Origin of the sequence: Sphingomonas sp. (assembly GCF_019746015.1) — a bacterium.
GTDB lineage: Bacteria > Pseudomonadota > Alphaproteobacteria > Sphingomonadales > Sphingomonadaceae > Sphingomonas.
The window spans coordinates 1-19,073 of the sequence record NZ_JAIESM010000095.1 but is presented as its reverse complement, the minus strand read 5'-3'; the positions used below and the strand labels follow the sequence as shown (position 1 = coordinate 19,073).

The 19,073-nt window shown below is 65.7% G+C and carries 12 protein-coding genes; 5 read left to right on the top strand and 7 right to left on the bottom strand.

Annotation, left to right across the window (positions count from 1 at the left end; all coding sequences use genetic code 11):
* The coding region (gene rpsB / locus K2Y03_RS12700; protein WP_294091133.1) for a 30S ribosomal protein S2 at positions 1–512 on the bottom strand (512 nt) is incomplete at its 3' end.
* A 245-nt stretch (positions 513–757) separates the two neighbouring features.
* Here rpsB and K2Y03_RS12695 point away from each other — a divergent pair.
* On the top strand, positions 758–979 hold the full coding sequence (locus K2Y03_RS12695; protein ID WP_294091132.1) for a hypothetical protein: 222 nt from the start codon (positions 758–760) through the stop codon (positions 977–979).
* 18 nt (positions 980–997) lie between these two features.
* Here the strand turns inward: K2Y03_RS12695 and K2Y03_RS12690 are convergent, their stop codons facing one another.
* Positions 998–1,741 (bottom strand): phosphatidylserine decarboxylase, encoded by a 744-nt coding sequence (locus tag K2Y03_RS12690; protein ID WP_294091134.1) that lies wholly within the window; start codon positions 1,739–1,741, stop codon positions 998–1,000.
* Between the two features lie 151 nt (positions 1,742–1,892).
* Here K2Y03_RS12690 and K2Y03_RS12685 point away from each other — a divergent pair, with 151 nt between their 5' ends.
* The 3 genes from K2Y03_RS12685 to K2Y03_RS12675 are packed head-to-tail and all read left to right on the top strand — an operon-like array spanning position 1,893 to position 6,036.
* Positions 1,893–3,116 (top strand): NADP-dependent isocitrate dehydrogenase, encoded by a 1,224-nt coding sequence (locus tag K2Y03_RS12685; RefSeq protein ID WP_294091131.1) that lies wholly within the window; start codon positions 1,893–1,895, stop codon positions 3,114–3,116.
* A 28-nt stretch (positions 3,117–3,144) separates the two neighbouring features.
* A complete protein-coding gene (locus K2Y03_RS12680; protein WP_294091130.1) occupies positions 3,145–4,254 on the top strand; it encodes an FAD-dependent monooxygenase in 1,110 nt (369 codons plus the stop codon).
* 9 nt (positions 4,255–4,263) lie between these two features.
* Positions 4,264–6,036, top strand: coding sequence for a cation:proton antiporter (locus K2Y03_RS12675; protein ID WP_294091129.1), 1,773 nt, complete (start codon positions 4,264–4,266; stop codon positions 6,034–6,036).
* 311 nt (positions 6,037–6,347) lie between these two features.
* Here the strand turns inward: K2Y03_RS12675 and K2Y03_RS12670 are convergent, their stop codons facing one another.
* A complete protein-coding gene (locus K2Y03_RS12670) occupies positions 6,348–13,952 on the bottom strand; it encodes a Calx-beta domain-containing protein (RefSeq protein WP_294091128.1) in 7,605 nt (2,534 codons plus the stop codon).
* A gap of 239 nt (positions 13,953–14,191) precedes the next feature.
* On the opposite strand from K2Y03_RS12670, the gene K2Y03_RS12665 reads away from it, so the two are divergent.
* The gene (locus tag K2Y03_RS12665) at positions 14,192–14,671 is read left to right on the top strand and encodes a hypothetical protein (RefSeq protein ID WP_294091127.1); all 480 of its coding nucleotides are present in this window, start codon (positions 14,192–14,194) and stop codon (positions 14,669–14,671) included.
* Here the strand turns inward: K2Y03_RS12665 and K2Y03_RS12660 are convergent.
* From K2Y03_RS12660 to K2Y03_RS12645, 4 genes are all read right to left on the bottom strand, one after another.
* Positions 14,661–15,221 carry a GNAT family N-acetyltransferase gene (locus tag K2Y03_RS12660; protein WP_294091126.1) on the bottom strand — a complete coding sequence of 187 codons (561 nt, stop codon included), beginning with the start codon at positions 15,219–15,221 and terminating at the stop codon, positions 14,661–14,663. The two genes, K2Y03_RS12665 and K2Y03_RS12660, sit on opposite strands and share 11 nt — an antisense overlap.
* Positions 15,218–16,204, bottom strand: coding sequence for a porphobilinogen synthase (gene hemB / locus K2Y03_RS12655; protein ID WP_294091124.1), 987 nt, complete (start codon positions 16,202–16,204; stop codon positions 15,218–15,220). Before hemB ends, K2Y03_RS12660 begins: the two co-directional genes overlap by 4 nt.
* Before the next feature lie 45 nt (positions 16,205–16,249).
* Positions 16,250–17,647 (bottom strand): MATE family efflux transporter, encoded by a 1,398-nt coding sequence (locus tag K2Y03_RS12650; RefSeq protein WP_294091122.1) that lies wholly within the window; start codon positions 17,645–17,647, stop codon positions 16,250–16,252.
* A gap of 3 nt (positions 17,648–17,650) precedes the next feature.
* The coding region (locus tag K2Y03_RS12645) for a class I tRNA ligase family protein (protein WP_294091121.1) at positions 17,651–19,073 on the bottom strand (1,423 nt) is incomplete at its 5' end.

Sequence of the window (19,073 nt, the reverse complement as noted above, 5' to 3'; positions counted from 1 at the left end):
TCTTCCTTGTTCGCGTCGATCACGAACATCACGTCGGGAATGCCGCCCATGTCGCGGATGCCGCCCAGCGACAGTTCCAGCTTGTCGCGTTCACGCGTCAGCTGCAGCACTTCCTTCTTGGTAAGGCCGGTGGTGTCGCCCGACAGCTGCTCTTCCAGCGCCTTCAGCCGCTTGATCGAGCCCGAAATTGTCTTCCAGTTGGTGAGCATGCCGCCCAGCCAGCGATGGTTGACGAAATGCTGGCCGGCGCGGCGGGCGGCCTCTGCCACCGGCTCCTGCGCCTGGCGCTTGGTACCGACGAACAGCACCTTGCCGCCGGCCGCGACCGTGCCCGACACGAATTCAAGCGCCCGCGCGAACAGCGGCACCGTCTGCGACAGGTCGAGGATGTGGACGCCGTTGCGCTCGCCAAAGATGTAGGGCTTCATCTTCGGGTTCCAGCGGTGGGTCTGGTGGCCGAAATGCGCGCCGGTTTCGAGCAGTTGCTGCATGGTGACGACAGGTGCCGCCATAATCATTTCCTTTCCGGTTCTGTCCGCTGGGAAGCAGTGATCGATCGGCTGAAAGCCAAAAGCGACACCGGTATGTGCGCTTCCCATGTGGGGTTGAGGGCCGCGCGCTTAGCCCAGCATGCTGGCGAAATCAAGCGGCGTGATGGGGGTTGACGATGGAACATTTATCGAACATAGCATGTTCCAACAACGAACTTTGGCGAGTCTGCGCGTGGCAGCCGCTAATCGAAAGGACAGGAACGATGATGGCAATGGTCGCAGTGTTGCTGTTTGCGGGCGCGGTGCTGGTGTGCGGTGCAGTGCTGGTGGAAACGCTGGCACCGGCCTGGCCGCGCATCGCCGCGATCCTGGCGGGTGAGGCGCCGCGGTCGCAGCCCATGGCCGATGTCATCCCGATGCCGCGCCGGCGCCCGGTGCGCACAGCGCCGCGCCCGGTTGCGGTTCAGGGCTGGCGCGCCGCTGCCTGAGCGGCGGTGCGCGGCGGATCAGTGGCGGATGACGCGGGGTAACGGCGCGCCGCCGGTGCGGGCGATCACCGTTTCGCCAGCCACTACCCGCTGGCCGGCCACGACCTGCACGGCCATGTCGTCCGGCACATAAAGGTCGACGCGGCTGCCAAAACGGATCAGCCCCAGCCGCTGCCCGGCCGCCACCATGTCGCCGGGTTTCACGAACGAGACGATGCGCCGGGCAAAGGTGCCGGCAATCTGGGTCAGCCCGATGCGGCGATGGTCGCGCCCTTCGATCACGATATGCTGGCGCTCGCGCTCGGCCGACTTGTCGCCGTCGCCCATCTGGAACCGGCCGGAGCTGTAGACCAGCTGGCGCACCGTGCCGGCAATTGGCGTGCGGTTGATGTGCACATCGGCCAGCCCCAGCCGGATCGAGACGCGCATCAGCTCGGGGGCCCCCAGCCCGGCGTCGCCGGCAATCTCGGCTGGCACCGGCACCCGCTCGGCCGCCATCACCACGCCATCGGCCGGCGACACCAGCAGATCGTCGCCCAGCGGCGTAACGCGCACCGGATCGCGGAAGAACGCGGCGACCGCGACCGCAAGCCCGATCAGCGGCCAGGTGAGGAAGCTCCAGATGAAATAGGAAAGAAACGCCGCCGCCGCCACGCCAAGCACGAACTTGCGCCCCTCCGGGTGCACCTCGGGGAGTTGCCAGCCGCTCGCGCCGCGATGATCGAGCGCGGCGCCCTCTCCTTCAACCGGCGGTTTCTGCATCAGGGCCATGCCCTTGCGTAACGGGCAATGCGGGGCATTTCAACGCCCGGGCACCGGCAACGCCCGCCCAACCGCCACGCGCCGGTTGATCGGGGCGCGGCTTGCGCCTAGGACAAGGCTATTCCCTCCCCTTGGAACAAGCGAGCAATTGATGACGAAGATCAAGGTGAAAACGCCGGTCGTGGAGATCGACGGCGACGAGATGACGCGGATCATCTGGGCGTGGATCCGCGAACGGCTGATCCTGCCCTATCTCGACATCGACCTTGATTATTACGACCTGGGCATCGAGCACCGCGACGCCACCGACGACAAGGTGACGGTCGATTCCGCGCGCGCCATCCAGAAATATGGCGTCGGCGTGAAATGCGCCACGATCACGCCCGACGAGGCGCGCGTCGAGGAATTCAAGCTGAAGAAGATGTGGAAGTCGCCCAACGGCACGATCCGCAACATTCTGGGCGGCGTGGTGTTCCGTGAGCCGATCGTCATCAAGAACGTCCCGCGCCTGATCCCGGGCTGGACGCACCCCATCGTCGTCGGCCGCCACGCCTTTGGCGACCAGTATCGCGCCACCGATTTCCGCGTGCCCGGCCCCGGCAAGCTGCGGCTGGTGTTCGAGGGTGAAGACGGCACCCGCATCGACGAGGAAGTGTTCAACTTCCCCTCCTCGGGCGTGGCAATGGGCATGTATAATCTGGACGATTCGATCCGCGATTTCGCCCGCGCCTCGTTCCATTACGGCCTTGGCCGCAACTGGCCCGTGTATCTCTCGACCAAGAACACCATCCTGAAGGCCTATGACGGCCGCTTCAAGGATCTGTTCGCCGAGATTTTCGAAAGCGAATTCAAGGAGAAGTTCGACGCTGCTGGCATTGTTTACGAACATCGCCTGATCGACGACATGGTCGCCAGCGCGCTGAAATGGAATGGCGAGTTCGTGTGGGCGTGCAAGAATTACGACGGCGACGTGCAGTCGGATCAGGTCGCGCAAGGCTTTGGCTCGCTGGGGCTGATGACCTCGGTGCTGCTCACCCCCGACGGCAAGACGGTGGAGGCCGAAGCCGCGCACGGCACCGTCACCCGCCATTACCGCCAGCACCAGCTGGGCAAGGCGACCTCGACCAACCCCATCGCCTCGATCTTCGCCTGGACCGGCGGGCTCAAATATCGCGGCAAGTTCGACGGCACGCCCGAGGTGACGAAGTTCGCCGAAACGCTGGAGCGCGTCTGCATCGAAACGGTTGAATCGGGCAAGATGACCAAGGATCTCGCCATTCTGATCGGCCCGGATCAGCCGTGGATGACCACCGAACAGTTCTTCGAGGCGGTGCGCGTCAACCTGGAATCGGTGATGGATCAGGTCACGGCCTGAGCGGGTGGCTGTGGGGCAACCAAGGGCTTTGGTCATCGGCGCCGGCATTGCCGGACTCGCCGCAGCCATCGCACTCGACCGCTCCGGATTCAACGTGCAGGTTCACGAGCGTGCAGCGGCGCTCACACCGCAAGGGGCGGCGCTCAGCCTTTGGCCCAATGCGATCGCCGCGCTTCGGGTGCTTGGCGCGGCAGCGCGGATCGAAGCAGAGGCAGCGCCGATCCCGGCGCTTGGCGCAGCCGATCGCACCGGCCGCTGGATTATCGCGCCGGTGCCGGTGACGCGCTTCGCCGGCTGTGGTGCCTATCTTCCCACTCGCGCACTGCTCCAGGAAGTGCTGCTGCAAGTGCTCGGCCCAAACCGCGTCGCGCTCGGTAGTGAGGGCTGGCACCACACCGATGGCGTCGATCTGATTATAGATGCCTCAGGCATCTGGTCAGAGCGTGGCAGCGCCATCACCGGCACTAAACCGGCGCCAGCGGGCTATAGCGGCATCCTCGCCCTTTCTGATCCGGTCGCATCCACGCCGGAATCCCTCGGCCTCGAATATTGGGGAGCGGATGAACGGTTTGGTCTGTTCGACGTCGGCCATGGCCGCCGCTATTGGTTTTGGATTGCCGGCGATCGGCTGCACCCGACGGGCTTTGGACGCGAAGCCATTCTCGAACGCTTGCAGGGCTGGTCCGCTTCAGCGCGAGAGGCGGTGCAGCAGACCCCGCCCGAGCGTTTGATCCCGGTTGCGATCAACGCCCGCCCGCCGCCGCGCCGGCTGGTGCACGGCGCGACGATTTGTGTCGGCGATGCCGGCCATGCAATGGAGCCCAATCTTGGCCAAGGGGCAGCGCAGGGATTGGAGGATGCAATCGCGCTGTTGATTGCGGCGCGCTCGGTCGAGGTCGCCGAGATTCCAGCCCTGTTTGAACGCCTTCGGCTTGCCCGTGTCCGCGCTGTAGTCGCGCAGTCTCAACAGGCTGCGCTGCCGGTGCATGGTCCGCAACTCCTGCGCGGCCCTATGCGTATGCTGTTGCGAGCCATCCCGCGCGGCGTGAACCGTGCCGCAGTGGTGAAAACGCATCGCTGGACGCCCGATCTGCTGGCTCGCGCCAAGTCGCTGGCTCCACAAGCGTTCCCCGCTTAACCTGCCGCCATGGCAGCGGGGCTCGACAATCAGGGATTCGCCGATGCGCTGGTGATTCTGGGCGCGGCCGGGCTGGTGATTCCGGCCTTTGCCCGCGCGCGGATCAGCCCGGTGATCGGCTTCATTCTGGTCGGCGTGGCCGCGGGGCCATCGGGCCTTGGCCGGCTGGTCGGCGATTATCCCTGGCTGCGCTACGTCACGATATCCGACCGGGAGAGTATCGAGCCCTTTGCCGAACTCGGCATCGTGATGCTGCTGTTCTCGATCGGGCTGGAACTGTCGTTTCGCCGGCTCTGGGGCATGCGCGCGCAGGTGTTCGGCGTGGGCCCGGCCGAGCTGTTCGGCGGCGCGCTGGTGATTGCGGGCGCGCTCTATCTGCTCGGCCAGAGCGTGACCGGGGCGATGGGCCTGGGGCTGGCGCTCGCTTTGTCCTCCACCGCGCTGGTGCTGCCGATGGTCGGCGCAACCACGCCGGTCGGTCGGCTGGCGCTGGGCATGCTGCTGTTCGAGGATCTGGCGCTGGTACCGATCCTGTTCGCGCTCGCCGCACTCGCGCCGGGCGCGGGAGACCCGGCCAATCTGTTGCGGCTGCTGGCGGCCGGCATCGTCACCATGGCGGCGCTGTTCGTGGGCGGGCGGCTGTTGCTGCCCCGCCTGTTCGCGCAGGCCGCGCGCACCAAAAGCCCGGAGCTGTTCTTTGCCGCATCGCTGCTGGTGGTGATCGTGGCGAGCCTGGCCACTGCCGCTGTCGGCCTGTCGCCGGTGATCGGCGCGCTGATCGCCGGGCTGCTGATTGCCGAAACCGATTATCACAGCGAGGTGGAGGTCATCACCGCCCCCCTAAAAGGGCTGGCGCTGGGCGTGTTCCTCATCACCGTCGGCATGAGCGTGGACGTTGCGCGCATCATCGCGGACTGGGCGATGCTGTTGCTGGGCGTGGCCGGCGTGGTGGTGGTGAAGGCCGCTGTCACCTTTGCGCTGCTGAAGGCCAGCGGCCAGCGCAATCCGGTGGCGGCGGAAACCGGGCTGCTGATGGCGAGCCCGTCTGAAACCACGCTGATCGTGCTCGCCACCGCTGCCCAGGCGCGGCTGATCGCGGCAGACGAGGCTGCCTTCTGGCAGCTGGTCACTGCCATCGGGCTGACGCTCACTCCCCTGCTCGCGGTGATCGGCCGGCGCACGGCCCGGCTGATTGAGGGGCGCCAGGCGCAGGACGCGCCCGAGGACGACATTCCCCCCGAAGGCGCCGGCACCGTGGTCATCGGTTTTGGCCGCGTCGGGCGGATGGTGGCCGATATGCTGACGGCGCATGGCCAACCCTATGTCGCGGTGGAGGCTGATATCGACACGGTGAAGGCCGCCCGGGCCGAGGGCTATCGCGTGCTGTTCGGCGATGTCGCGCGTGCCGAACTGGTCGACCGGCTGAACCTCGGCCGCGCCCGCGCGCTGATCCTGACGATGGACGATCCGGTGCTGACCGTCCGGCTGGTGCGCCGGGTGCGCGGCTGGGTGCCCGATCTCACCATCGTCGCGCGCGCCCGCGACACTGATCACGCCGCGCAGCTTTATCAGGCCGGGGTTACCGATGCGGTGCCCGAAACGCTGGAGGCGTCGCTGCAACTGGCGGAAGCCGTGCTGACCGATCTGGGCGTGGCGGTGGGGCCAGTGATCGCCTCCATCCACGACAAGCGCGACCAGCTGCGCGCAGAGATCAAGCGCGTGGCGGGCCTCTCCCGCACCCCGCGCCTCGCCCGGCGAGGGGGCAACACGCCGGCCGACTAGAGTTTGTCGTCTTCAAGCTGAACCCGTTCGTCCCGAGCGAAGTCGAGGGACGTGATGGCGGCCCTGGTGCGAGGGTCACGTGTCTCGACTTCGCTCGACACGAACGGTGTTTCAACAAATTCAGGACTGACCCTAAGCACCGGCAGGTCAGCCGGGGCGCGCTCGCCCCGAAATCGTGCTGGGCGTTTCGGTTTGGTTGAGGCGGCACCAGCCCGGTCCCCCACCCGGCCACCCAACGGTAGTATGTTGTGGGTGGCCGGGTGGGGGAGCGGGCTGGTGCGGTAACGGTTTCAGTAAAACTGAAACCAACCCTAGATGAAATCGGTCGTCGCGATGGTCGCCGGGTTGTTGGCCAGCATGAACACGAAGTCCTCGCCCGCCTGATAACCGGCGACGCCATTGCCATCGACCACCAGGAAAGTGTTGCCCGCCAGCGTGCCGGCATCGGGGCGGAACAGCAGCGCGGTGTTGGCGCCCAGCTGCGTGCCGCCGAGCAGGCCGGCCAAATCGGCGTCGAAGCTGGCGGTAGAGAGCGCGCCGGTCGCTACCGTCGCGCCGATGCCGCTCACCACGCCGGGCAGGTCGATCTTGTCGATGCCCGAGAGGAAATCGGTGATCGTGTCATATGTGGTGCCGCTGGATTCGGCGGCTTCGTTATAAACGAAGGTGTCCGCGCCCGCGCCACCGGTCAGCTGGTCGGCGCCCCGGCCGCCGTAGATCCAGTCATTGCCAGCGCCACCGATCAGCGTGTCACCCGCACGGCCGCCGAAATACACCAGCCGGCCGTCGGTTTCGGCCGCGCCGTTGATGGTGAGCGCCGTTTCGACATTGAGCGCCCACACCGTCTTGGTGGTGCCAGCCGCCGTCAGGTCATCGGCCAGCGTCAGGTTATAGCTTGCCAGATCGCCGGCAATCCCGGGGAACAGCACGATCACCTCGATATTGCGGATGTTCGCGCCGCTCAGCATGCCGGTATAGTTGCCGGAGAGACCGAGCTGGTCATTATTGCCGGCGCCGCCATCGACAATATCGTTGACCATGTCGAACCGGCCCGGCCCGAAATAGATGCCGTCATTGCCCGCGCCGGTGGTAATGTTATCGCGGCCCAGCCCGCCAAAGACGCGGAACGATCCATCGGTTTCGGCCGCGCCGTTGAATGTAAAGCTGTCACCGGCATTCAGATTGCCGGCAAAGATCGACAGCGTCGAGCCGGCAGGAACATTGCCGTCATTGGTGGTGATATTGTAGCTGAAGCCCGGCAGCACTGCAAGAACTTCGACATTCGTTATCGTATTTGCGCCCAGTACCAGCGGCGTGGTGGAATAATCGCCCTGCAGGCCGATCTGGTCGTTATCGCCATTGCCGCCATCGACCCGGTCATTGGCGGTGAACGCCGCGCCAAAGCTGAACGCGTCATTCCCGTCGCCGCCGTTAACGGTGTCATCCCCGCCCTGGCTCAGGTCAAACCGGTCATCGCCCGTCGCGCCGGTCAGCGTGTTGTTGCCAGCATTGCCCGACAGCGACTGGTTGCCTGTGCCGCTGCCGGTGTAAACGAGACGCTCTACATTGGCCGGCAGCACATAATTGGCGATCGAGGTGCGGATCTCGTCCGTCCCTTCATTGTCATTCTCGATCACTACATCGAGCAGGCTGTCGACGAAGAAGATGTCGTCGCCGGTGCCGCCGCGCATCGTGTCATTGCCGGTGCCACCGTCGATCGTGTCGTTGCCCGAGCCGCCGTCCAGAATGTCGTCGCCTTCCAGGCCGTTGATGATGTCATCACCCCCAAAGCCGTTGATCGTGTCGGCCCCCGCCGTGCCGTTCAGCGTTTCGGCGAACTGGCGGAAGTCGAACTTGGCGACGGCGGGCTCATGGTCCGACAGCGCCGGGCTGGCATTGGCGCCCGTGCCGCGCGTATTGAAGCCGGTGTTCAGGTGGACGATGTCATAGCTCGCGACATTCGCCAGCCGCTGGTTGACGACGACATGGTCGATCGCCTGGCTGCGGCCGTCAAAGGTATAGGTATAACGCTCCGCCGTCGGCAGCGTCAGCGTGAGGTTGGTCAGCCGGGCGCCATCGTTGCGCGCGGTGCCGTCGGCAAAGACATAGCCCGTCACCGCTTCCATCGCGCGATAGAAATAGAATTCGTTGAAGTCGCCCGCCGTCACCACCCCGGCATTGGGGGAGCCGGTCTGGATGCGGTTGACCATCGTGTAGATGTCTTCGCCGATCGCGTTGCGCGACGCCCAGCCGGAATTGTTCGGCTGCCCGGCATCGATATTCTGGTTGAACTGCCAGAACTGGCCCGAGCCGCCCTTTGACGGCAAATGGTTGGCCATCACGAACACGCTTTCACCGCGGAAGGTGAACTGGCCGAGCAGCGACTTGCGCGTGCCGTTCCAGTCGGCCGTGTTCAGCCCGGTGATCATGTCGTCCGAATATTGGATCTGGTCGCCGGCATCGCGCACGCCGTCGCCGACCCGATCGGTCCATTGGCGCCGCTCGGCAATCGTGCCCGCGCCCGTCATCGTGCCCAGATTCACCCGGTTGGTGTTGTAGAGGAAGCCGACGCGGATATTGCCATTGGGCGCGCCGCCTTCGGCGTTATACACCGGCAGCTGATCCACCCAGGTATAGTTGGCGCCCGGCACCGCCGCGTTGAGCGCGTTGACCAGCATCGTCCAGGTCATCGAGGCATCGGTGCCGGTCGCATTGGTGCCGTCGCCGGCGGTTTCGCCGTTATTGTCCTGCACTTCCTCGATCGAGATGATGTCGGGCGCGCGCAGATTATTGGCGATCGCATTGGCAATGGCGTCAAAGCGGGCCTGGCCGTCGGTGGGGTCCAGATTTTCGACGTTGAAGGTCGCCACCGTCAGTTCGCGCGCATCGGCGATCAGCGTCGATGTCTCCACTGCCGGCTGGCCCGTGAAGTTGCTGGCCGGCGCATTGATGTTGGTGACGTAGAGCTTCAGGTCCTGGAAATCGAAGCCGATGATGCCGCTCACATCGCCCAGCTGCTCGCCCATCGTGGCGTTTTCGAGCAGCCCGGTCGGCGCCGCGACCGCGAAGTCGGTGAAATCGATCTCGAAGATGTCGGGGTTGGTGTCGCCATCATGCAGGTGGCGCCCGCCCTGGATGGTATCGTCGGCGGTGGTCGCCGTATCCGGCGGCGACAGCGGCGGATCGCCCGCCACGGTATAGCCGCCCCGGCTGTTGATCTGGTCGGCGTTCGCGTGAACGGTCGAATAGGCCTTCAGGAACGGCCGCCCGCCCGAGGTGGAGACAAAGCCGTCCGCCACCCGCATATCGGGCACCGTCACCAGCATGCTCTCCACCGTTTCGAAGAAGGAGAGCGCATAATTGGTCGCGTCGAAGCTGTCGCCCGGATCGTCGACCGAGTCGGTGTAATCGGGGGTGACCCGCGTCAGGATGGCATTGGGGATCGGCCGGCTGGCGTCGAGCGTCAGCGAAGGCACCGTGTTGTTGCTGGAGACGATCGAGATGCTCGTCGCATTGACCAGCGTCGTCACCGGCATGTTGCTGGTGGCGCTCTGATATTCCATGATGTTGGCGGTGATGGTGACGAGGTCGCCGACGCGCAGGCCCGGTGCCGCCGCCGCCAGCGTCTGGCCGACGCTCGCATCGGTCCGCGTCATCACGAAAATGCCTTCGGACGTCAGCGGGTTGGTATCCCAGTCGGCCAGTTCCTCGGTGATGTAGAAGCCCTGGCGGTTGCCGGTGCCATCAAGCGCGGTGACCACCGCCTGCACGGTGACGGTGAAGCTCGACGCCTGGCCAAAGGTGGTGACGCCGCCGGCGCGCAACAGCGGGCTGAAATAGCTGTCCCCCTGAATCTGGCTGATCAGCGTGAAATCGTCATTGGTGATCGTCCCCTGCCCCTGGCTATCCGCAATCACCGCGAAATTGGTGGCGTTGGAGAGGTTGACGAAGAAGGTCTCGGCCAGCTCGGCTGCGGTGTCGCCATTGATGGTGACGCTTATCGTCTGGCTGTTCTCGCCCGCCGCAAAGTTCAGCGTGCCATTGGTGGCCACATAGTCGCTGCCGGCGGTCGCGCTGCCATTGGCGGTTGCATAATCCACGCTGAACGCGCCGGTACCGCCGGTGCGGGTGACGGTGAAGGTCGCCACCGACGTGCCGCTATTGCCTTCGGCCACGACGATGTCGTTGATCGTGACGCTGATCGGCGCGCCATCGTCGTTCACGATCGTGCCGGTCGCCTGCGCTGTCTGGATCACCGCGCCGCCGGTGGGGTTGGACAGGTTCAGGAACAAGGTCTCGTTCGCTTCGGGCACCGCATCGGGGCTGAGCGTGACGGTGACGAACGCCTGCACCTGGTTGGCGGCAAAGCTAAGCGTGCCACTGGTCGCGGTGTAATCGCTGCCCGCTGTTGCCGTTCCGTCGGCAGTGGCGAAGTCGACCGTGAACGCACCATCGACGGCATTGGCGCGAGTGACCGTGAAGGTCATCGTGCCCGCATCCTCGTTCACCGAAACATTGGTGACGGCAATCTGCGGCACTGCCGTGCCGGTATTCGCATCGAGCGTGATATTGTCATAACCGAATTCGTCGCGCGAGCCGCTGCCGCTGCTGATCCCCGCCGTAAAGCGCACGAAGACAAAGCCGCCAGCCGCGATGGGTGCCGGCGTCGTGAAGCTCAGCGCAAAGGGCGTCGAGACGACCGTCGCGCCCGACGCGGCGCTGTCCGTCGAAACGGCACTGCCCGAGATCGTGGTGAAGCTGCTGTTGTTGGTGGAGAATGCCGAGCTCAGCGGTTGGTTGCGCGTCTGGTCATTGCGCACCAGCAGGTCGTAATTCAGCGTGAAATTGCTGACCGCAACCCCGGTGGTGTTGGTGATGCGCAGCGTGATCGAGCCGGGCTCGTAAATCGTGCCCGTCGGCTGCACCCACAGCGCATAATCGCCCGAACCGCGATCAAGCGCGTAAAGCCCGCCCGAGGTGACCGCGCCGGTCGCAACGCCCTGGCCAAAGGGCTGGCCCGACGCGCCGGTGCCGCCGAAGGTGAACGACGCGCCGCCCGTGGTGATGGCATAGAAGTCGCTGTCGAGCTGCCCGGCGGCGGGTTCTGCCGCAAAGCCGCTGCCGCGAAAGGCGTTGAAATTCTCGCTGAACAGCCGCGTGACAGCCGGGGCGGTATCGTCATTGCTGATGGTGCCGATGCCCACGCCATCGTCGATCGTGGCGCCATTGGTGGCCCCCGACAGGAGAACGCGGAATTCCTCGCTCAGTTCGGCCGTGGTGTCGCCATTGATGGTGATGCTGATCGTCTTGCTGTTCTCGCCGGCAAGGAAGTTGAGCGTGCCGCTGGCCGCGACATAGTCGCTGCCCGCCGTTGCCGAAGCGTTGTTGGGCGCGCCGCCATTGGCGGTTGCATAATCAACGCTGAACGCGCCGCCGCCACCGGTGCGAGTGACGGTGAAGGTCAACGTCTTGGTGCCCGCATCCCCCTCGTTAACGGCGACGTCGTTGATGGTGATGCTGCCGGGCGAGGCAAAATCGTCATTCTGGATGGTCACGGTGCCAGTGCCGGTGCCGATCGCGGCGCCGCCGCTGGCGTTGCTGAGCGCAATGGTGAACGTCTCGTCACCCTCGATATTTGTATCGCCGATGATTGGCACGGTGATGGTGGTGGTGGTCGCACCGTTCAGGAAGGTGGCAGTGCCATTGGTCGCGCTATAGTCGCTGCCGGCGGTCGCGGTGCCGTCTGCAGTGGCATAATCGACCATGAAATTGCCCTGGCCGCCGGTGCGGGTGAGCGTGATCACCGCATTCTGCGTGCCGGCATCACCTTCCATGATCGAGACATTGCCGATCGAGACGGTGCCCGCGACATCATCATTGCGGATCGTGCCGGTGGTGGCGCTCGTGGTGATCGAGGTGCCGAAGCTGTTGTTCGACAGCAGCAGGCGGAAACCCTCATCCGCTTCGATCGCGAAGTCGCCGGCCACGTTGAGCGTGATCGTCTTCGAGGTTTCGCCATCGCCGAAGGTCAGCGTGCCGTTGGTCGCGCCGGCAAAGTCGGCGGCGTTGGCCGGGTTGGCAACGCCGGTAAAGTCGATCGCCCAGTCGACCGTGGCGATGCCGCTTGCGCCACCGGTGCGGTTGACGGTGAAGGTGATCGGCGTCGTGCCGCTATTGCCTTCATCGACTGCTGCCGTGCCGGCGAATTCGAACGCGCCGGTGGGGGCCGCATCGTTGTCGTTGATCTGGACGGTGCCGGTGCCGGTACCGATCGTCGCGCCATTGGTTGCGTTGCTGAGTGTGACGGTGAAGCTTTCGGTCGGCTCGGGCACCGTGTCGCCGATGATCGGCACGGTGATCGTCACGCTGGTCGCGCCATTGGTGAAGGTCGCGGTGCCATTGGTCGTGGTGAAATCGCTGCCGGCCGTCGCGGTGCCGGCGGCCGTTGCATAATCGACGCTGAAATCGCCCTGGCCGCCGCTGCGGGTTAGCGTGATGACGGCGTTCTGCGTGCCGGCATCGCCTTCGGTCACGATGACATTGGCGATCGAAACGCTGCCGGCCACGTCATTGTCGACGATCGTGGCGGTCGCCGTGCCGGTGCCGATGGTCGCGCCGCCGGTCGCGTTGGAGAGGACGACGCTGAACGTCTCATTGCCCTCGACCAGATAGTCGCCCAGCACCGAGAAGGGGATGGTCTTGCTGGTCTCACCCTCGGCAAAGCTGATCGTGCCGGTGAGCGTTGCCGAAACATCCGCCGCCGAAGCGCCGCCCGCCCCGCCGGGCAGGGTGATGACATAATCGACGCTCACCGCGCCGCTGCTGCCGTTCGCGCGCGTGACCGTGAAGGCGCCAGCGGCCGATCCGCTATCCCCTTCGTTCACGCTGACATTGCCGACCGAGATGGTGCCGGCGGCATCGTCATTCTGGATCGTCGCGTTCGCGCTGACGCTGGAGCCAAGCGCTACCGACGCCGCTTGCGCATTGGTGCCGCTGGTCAGCGTCAGCGTGAAATTCTCATCGCTCTCGATCGTCAGGTCGCCGGCGATATTGACGGTAAAGGTCACACTCGACTGGCCATCGGGGATCGTGCCGCTGAATGCGGGGAACACGCCGCCCACGAAATCGCTGGCATTGATGCCCGGCCCACCGATGAAATCGCCGGAAAAGTTCAGCGCCCCCGTGGTGCCGCCGGTGCGCGACACGGTGAAGGTAAAGGCAGTGGTGCCGCTATTGCCCTCTGCCTGGCTGACCGTCGTCGGCGACAGGCTGATCACCTGATTCTCCGTCGGGGCGGGGCCGAAGGCGGTGATCGAGAAATCATCGATGGCAAGGCCGTCGTCGGAGCCGGTTGCGTTGAAATCAACCCAGCGCAGCCACACGGTGGCGCCGGCGGCAATGTTCAGGCCCGTAATCGTGCTGGAGAGCGCAGTGCGGTTGGCGGTGGCGTTACCGTCCAGCGCGCCGACCGTGCCGGTCGTCACCGGCGAGTTAAAGTCCAGATTGTTGAAATCGGTCCAAGTGCCGGTGGTCAGGCTGGTCGCATTGGTGCTGTACTGGAAGTCCAGCCGGTCTGCGCCGCGCCCCGATTGCCCCAGCCGCCACTGTTCGCCGGTATAGGCAATCTGGAGCGATGTGATCGTGGAGCCAGTTTGATTGGTGAAGCGCACGCCGAAACTGGGCGTCAATGAAGAGGACAATAGGCTGCCGAGCGCGCGTTCGTTCGACCCGGACGCGCCAAAGCTGTACGTATCGCCCGTATTTCCGCTGCCGGTGCCCGCCGTATAGGTGGTGTTCGACGCCGTGCCGCTTTCGGCGATGAACCAGTCAGTGGGCAGCAGGCTGCTGGTGCCCGAGTTGGCGAGAGAATCGAAATTCTCGTTCAGCGCGGCACCCAAAGTGGTGATGTTCGGCACGGTCCTGTCCCCCCTGGGCGCGCGGCTACGCTGGCCCAGGCGAACATCGCGGCCAGATTACCGAATCCCAAATGCTTAGTTACCCGTGCGTTAGGGTCTGTGCGTGACGCTTTTGTTTCACCAACATTGGGGCGACCAACGGTTCACCGCAAAAACACCAGTGTTGCGGCCATGCCACTATGCTTGCGCACAGGCGATGGGCGCCATAAGCACAAGCAATGCGCTTTGCCTGCTTTTTGATGCTGGTGCCCCTGGCGGGATGCGCGGCGCGGCCCAACACGCCGTCGCTGCTGCCGCGCGGCATCGAGAATCAGAGCGAGGCGGTGCAGCCCCGCCGCGCAGCGCCGGTGGAGGCGGACCCGGCGATCAACGCGCGCATCGAGCAGGCCGAAAAATCACTCGCCGCGACCCAGCGCACCTTCGACGCCTATGCCGCGCGCGCCGAAACGCTGGTCGCCGCCGCGCGGGGTCAGCCGGCAGGCAGCGAGGCCTGGCTGAACGCGCAGGCCGCCATCGCCGATCTCGACGTGCTGCGCGCGCAAAGCTCGCTCGAAGCAACTGATCTGGAACGCATCGCGATGGACCGCGCCGCCGCCGGCAAGCCGCCCTATCCCGGGCTGGACGACAGCTATCGGGCCGCGCAGTCGCACTATGAGGCGCAGGCGAAGACGATAATGGCCCTTGCCGTGCAGCTGCCCACGGCGCCGGCTACCCCCTAGAGGCCGGCGCGACAGTCGCCGGCCGGTCGATGGCATAGACGATCATCGCGCCCAGCGGATCGTCAACAGCATAAAGCGGGTGCCGGAAGTCCAGATCGGCGCGCCGCGCCATGCCCAGCCGCCGCATCAGCCCCCAGGAGCGCGCATTGTCCGCCGTTGTCCAGGCGCTGATCCGGGGTCGGTCGGTATTCGCCCAGCCCCAGGCAATGCTTGCCTCGGCCGCCTCGCGCGCGATGCCGCTGCCCCAATGCTCCTCGGCAATGCGCCAGCCGATTTCCAGTTCGTCGGGCACGGGCGTGTCGGGATAGCCGTTGATCCGCACGCCGCACACGCCGGCGAGCCGCCCGTCGGCGCGCAGCTCAACCGCCCACATGCAATGGCCGTCGCGGGCCTGGCGCGCCATTTCGCGGTCGATGATCGCGTCGATCCGCGCGCGGCTGGTGACGCCGCCGAAATACGCCATCATCGCCGGGGTGTTGATGATGGCGTTGAACGGCGCCTTGTCCGCCTCCCGCCAGGGCCGCAGGATGAGCCGCTCGGTTTCGATCATGCGCCCATCAGGCGCGCGGCGTGGGGCGCGTGGTAGCTGAGCACGCCCGAGCACCCTGCGCGCTTGAAGGCGAGCAGCGTCTCCAGCACCAGCGCGTCGCGCTCGGCCGCGCCCGCCGCGACGGCAGCCTCGATCATCGCATATTCGCCCGACACCTGATAAGCGAACACCGGCACCTCGAACGCCGCCTTCACGCGGGCTATGATGTCGAGATAGGGCAGGCCCGGCTTCACCATCACGCTGTCGGCACCCTCGTCGAGATCGAGCGCGACTTCGCGTAAAGCCTCCTCGGCATTGGCGGGGTCCATCTGATAGGTTTTCTTGTCGCCCTTCAGCCGGCCCCGGCTGCCCACCGCGTCGCGGAAGGGGCCGTAAAAGCCGCTCGCATACTTTGCGGCATAGGCCATGATCTGGACGTTGACATGCCCCTCTTCCTCCAGCGCCTCACGGATCAGGCCGATGCGGCCGTCCATCATGTCGCTGGGGGCGATGATGTCGGCGCCCGCCGCCGCCTGGTTCAGTGCTTGCTGCACCAGCACATCGGCGGTCGCGTCGTTGCGGACATAGCCGGCGGCATCGACCAGCCCGTCATGCCCGTGGCTGGTGTAAGGATCGAGCGCGACATCGGTCAGCACACCGATCTCGGGCACCGCGTCCTTCAGCGCGCGGATCGCCTGGCACATCAGATTGTCGGGGTTCAGCGCCTCCTCGCCCTCGTCACTGCGCTTGTCGGCGGGGGTGTTGGGGAAGAGCGCGACGCAGGGGATGCCGAGCGCCGCCGCCTCCTTCGCGCGGGCGACGATCCCGCTCACCGGCCAGCGCGACACGCCGGGCAGGCTCGCAATCGGCTCCTCCTCACCCCCCGCCGTGATGAACAGCGGCCAGATCAGGTCAGCCGGGGTGAGGACGGTTTCGGCATGGAGCCGGCGGCTCCAGGGGGCCACGCGCGTGCGGCGCAGGCGGATAGCGGGATAGCGCGACATGGGCGCGAGTGTGCGACCGGATCGCGCCCCGCGCAAGCCCGGCGATCAGGCAGCGGGCCTGGGCACCACCGCCATCCGGCTGCGCCGCCACGGCCCGTGGAAATAGAAGAGCGCGGCCATCGCAACCGTAGCAATCGATCCGACCGGGAAGCTCCACCACAGCGCATCCACGCCCAGCCATGGCCGCATGACGACGGCAAAACCCAGCCGCACCGGGAACATCGCGACCAGCAATATGGCGAGCGGCCCCAGCACCGCGCCGTTTGCGCGCACCACGCCGAAGAACACCATCGTGCCGCCGAACAGGATGAAGCCCCAGCTGGCCAGCAGCTGGATATGCCGCGCAATCGGCAGCGCGGGGCTCCCCTCGCCCAGGAACAGCGCCATTACCGGCCGGTCGAACACCAGCAGCAGCGCAACCATGGTGCCGGTGATCGCCACATTCTGCATCAGCCCGGCGCGGGTGATGCGCTCCACCCGGTCCCACCGCCCGGCGCCGATATTCTGCGCCGCCATCGCGCTCACCGATCCGCCCAGCGCCATTGCCGGCATCTGCACATAGGACCAGAGTTGCAGCGTCACCCCGAATGCGGCGCTGGTGTCAACGCCCTCGCGGTTGATGAGGCCGAACATGGTAAGGCCGGCCACCGCGATGACGATCATCTGCGCGCCGATCGGCACTCCCTTGCTGACAATCGCCCAGATCGCCGCGCGGCCGGGGAACAGATAGGCCAGCTCTGCGCCCTTCAGCCGGATCGGCAGGTCGCGCACATAGACATAGGCGACCAGCACCACGAACGCGATCAGCGTGGCCAGCAGCGAGGCCGTGGCAGAGCCAGCAATTCCCATTTTCGGCGCCGGCCCCAGCCCCAGGATCAGCACCGGGTTGAGCACCACGTCGAGCGCGCAGGCAAGCGCGCCGAACCACAAGGGCGTCAGCGCATCACCGGTGCCGCGCAGCGCCATGGTGATCAGCACCATCAGCATGGCCGGCGGCAGCGACAGGAAGATGATGCGCAGATAAACCAGCGCCAGCGGCATCGCCTCCCCCGGCGTCGCCAGCAGCATCAGGATGCGCGGCGCCAGCACCCAGCCGAGCGCGGCGACCACCACCGCGCTCCAGAACACCAGCCCCACGGCCGAGCCGAAGGCGCGGCGCGCGCCATCGATATCGCGCCGGCCGATGCTCTGGCCGACAAAGATCGTCGCCGCCATGCCGAAGCCGAACACTGCGGCGAACAGCAGGAACATGATGTTGTTGGCGTTGGAGGTGGCCGCGAGCGCGCTTTCGCCCAGAAAACGCCCCACCCACACCGCGTTGATCGACCCGTTCAGCGTCTGCAGGATGTTGGTCGCAAGCGTGGGCAGCGCGAACAGCGCCAGCGTCTTCGCGATCGGCCCCTGCGTCAGGTCGCGCGCGGTTCGGGCAGGGCGGCCGGCCACGCGCTAGCCCAACCGCGCGAGGGCGGCGGCAAGGCGTTCCGCCTCGGCGGCTTTTTCGGCATGGTCGGCACGCGCCTTTTCCACCGCCTCGGGCTTGGCGCGCTCGACAAAGCTGGGGTTGTTCAGCCGCGCGGCGAGCGCGTCGCGCTCCTTCTCGGCGGCGGCGATGGCCTTGGCGAGGCGCGCGCGCTCGGCGGAAAGGTCGATGATGCCTTCGAGGGGCACGAAAAATGTCTCACCGTTAACAACGATCTGCGCCGAGCCGCCCCGCGCTAAGTGAAGTTCTTCAAAATCTCCGATTTGAACGTTGTCCATGCTAACAGAGATTGAAAAACCGCCGCTAATCGATATACTTTCAATACGAGCAAGGCGGACTAGTAAGGGCGCATAATTGCCCAACCGAGCAGTGGTAGATTCTTGTTGGGGTAGCACGTGGAGGCATATCTTCGTGCTATGAGGTACAGCTAGTTCGGCGCGAGTCATCCGGATTTCAGTCACCAGCCGGATTAGCCAGTCGATCTCGTCTGTGGCGGCCGTATCAACCGCGACGCCCTCCACCTCGGGCCATTTCGCCACGATCAGCTCATGCTCGCGCTCGCCAAGCTTAGACCATAGCTCCTCGGTGATGAAGGGCATGAAGGGGTGGAGCAGCACCAGAATCTGGTCGAGCACCCACCCGGCCACCGCGCGGGTTTCATCCTCCCCGTCCCGGGGAGGATTGAGCACCGGCTTGATCAGCTCCAGATACCAGTCGCAGAAGCGGTCCCACACGAAGTGATAGATCGCGTTCGCCGCGCCGTCGAAGCGGTAATCGGCGAGTGCCGCATCCACCGCGCGCACCGTCGCCACCGTCTCGCCGATGATCCACTGGTTGACGGCAAGCGTGGCCGGCGGCGGCGCCACCCCGGCGCTGCCGCCGATGCCGTTCGCCTGGGCAAAACGCGCCGCGTTCCACAGCTTGGTCGCAAAGTTGCGATAGCCCTCGACCCGGCGCTCATCCATCTTGATGTCGCGGCCCTGGCTTTCCATCGCCGCCATGAAGAAGCGCAGCGCATCGGCGCCATACTGGTCGATCAGCCCGAGCGGATCGACGGTGTTGCCCTTGGACTTGGACATTTTCTGCCCGTCGCCCGCGCGCACCAGCCCGTGCAGGTAGAGCGTGCGGAACGGCACATCGCCCATGAAGTGGATGCCCTGCATCATCATCCGCGCATCCCAGAAGAACAGGATGTCAAAGCCGGAGATGAGCACGTCGTTGGGGTAGCGGCCGCCTAAGTTCCTCCCCGAGCTCTGCTCGGGGAGGGGGACCGCCGCAGGCGGTGGAGGGGCCGCGACGGTGGCGCCTGGCGCCGCCCCTCCACCATGCTGCGCATGGTCCCCCTCCCCAAGCGAGCTTGGGGAGGAATTTTCGGGCCAGCCGAGCGTC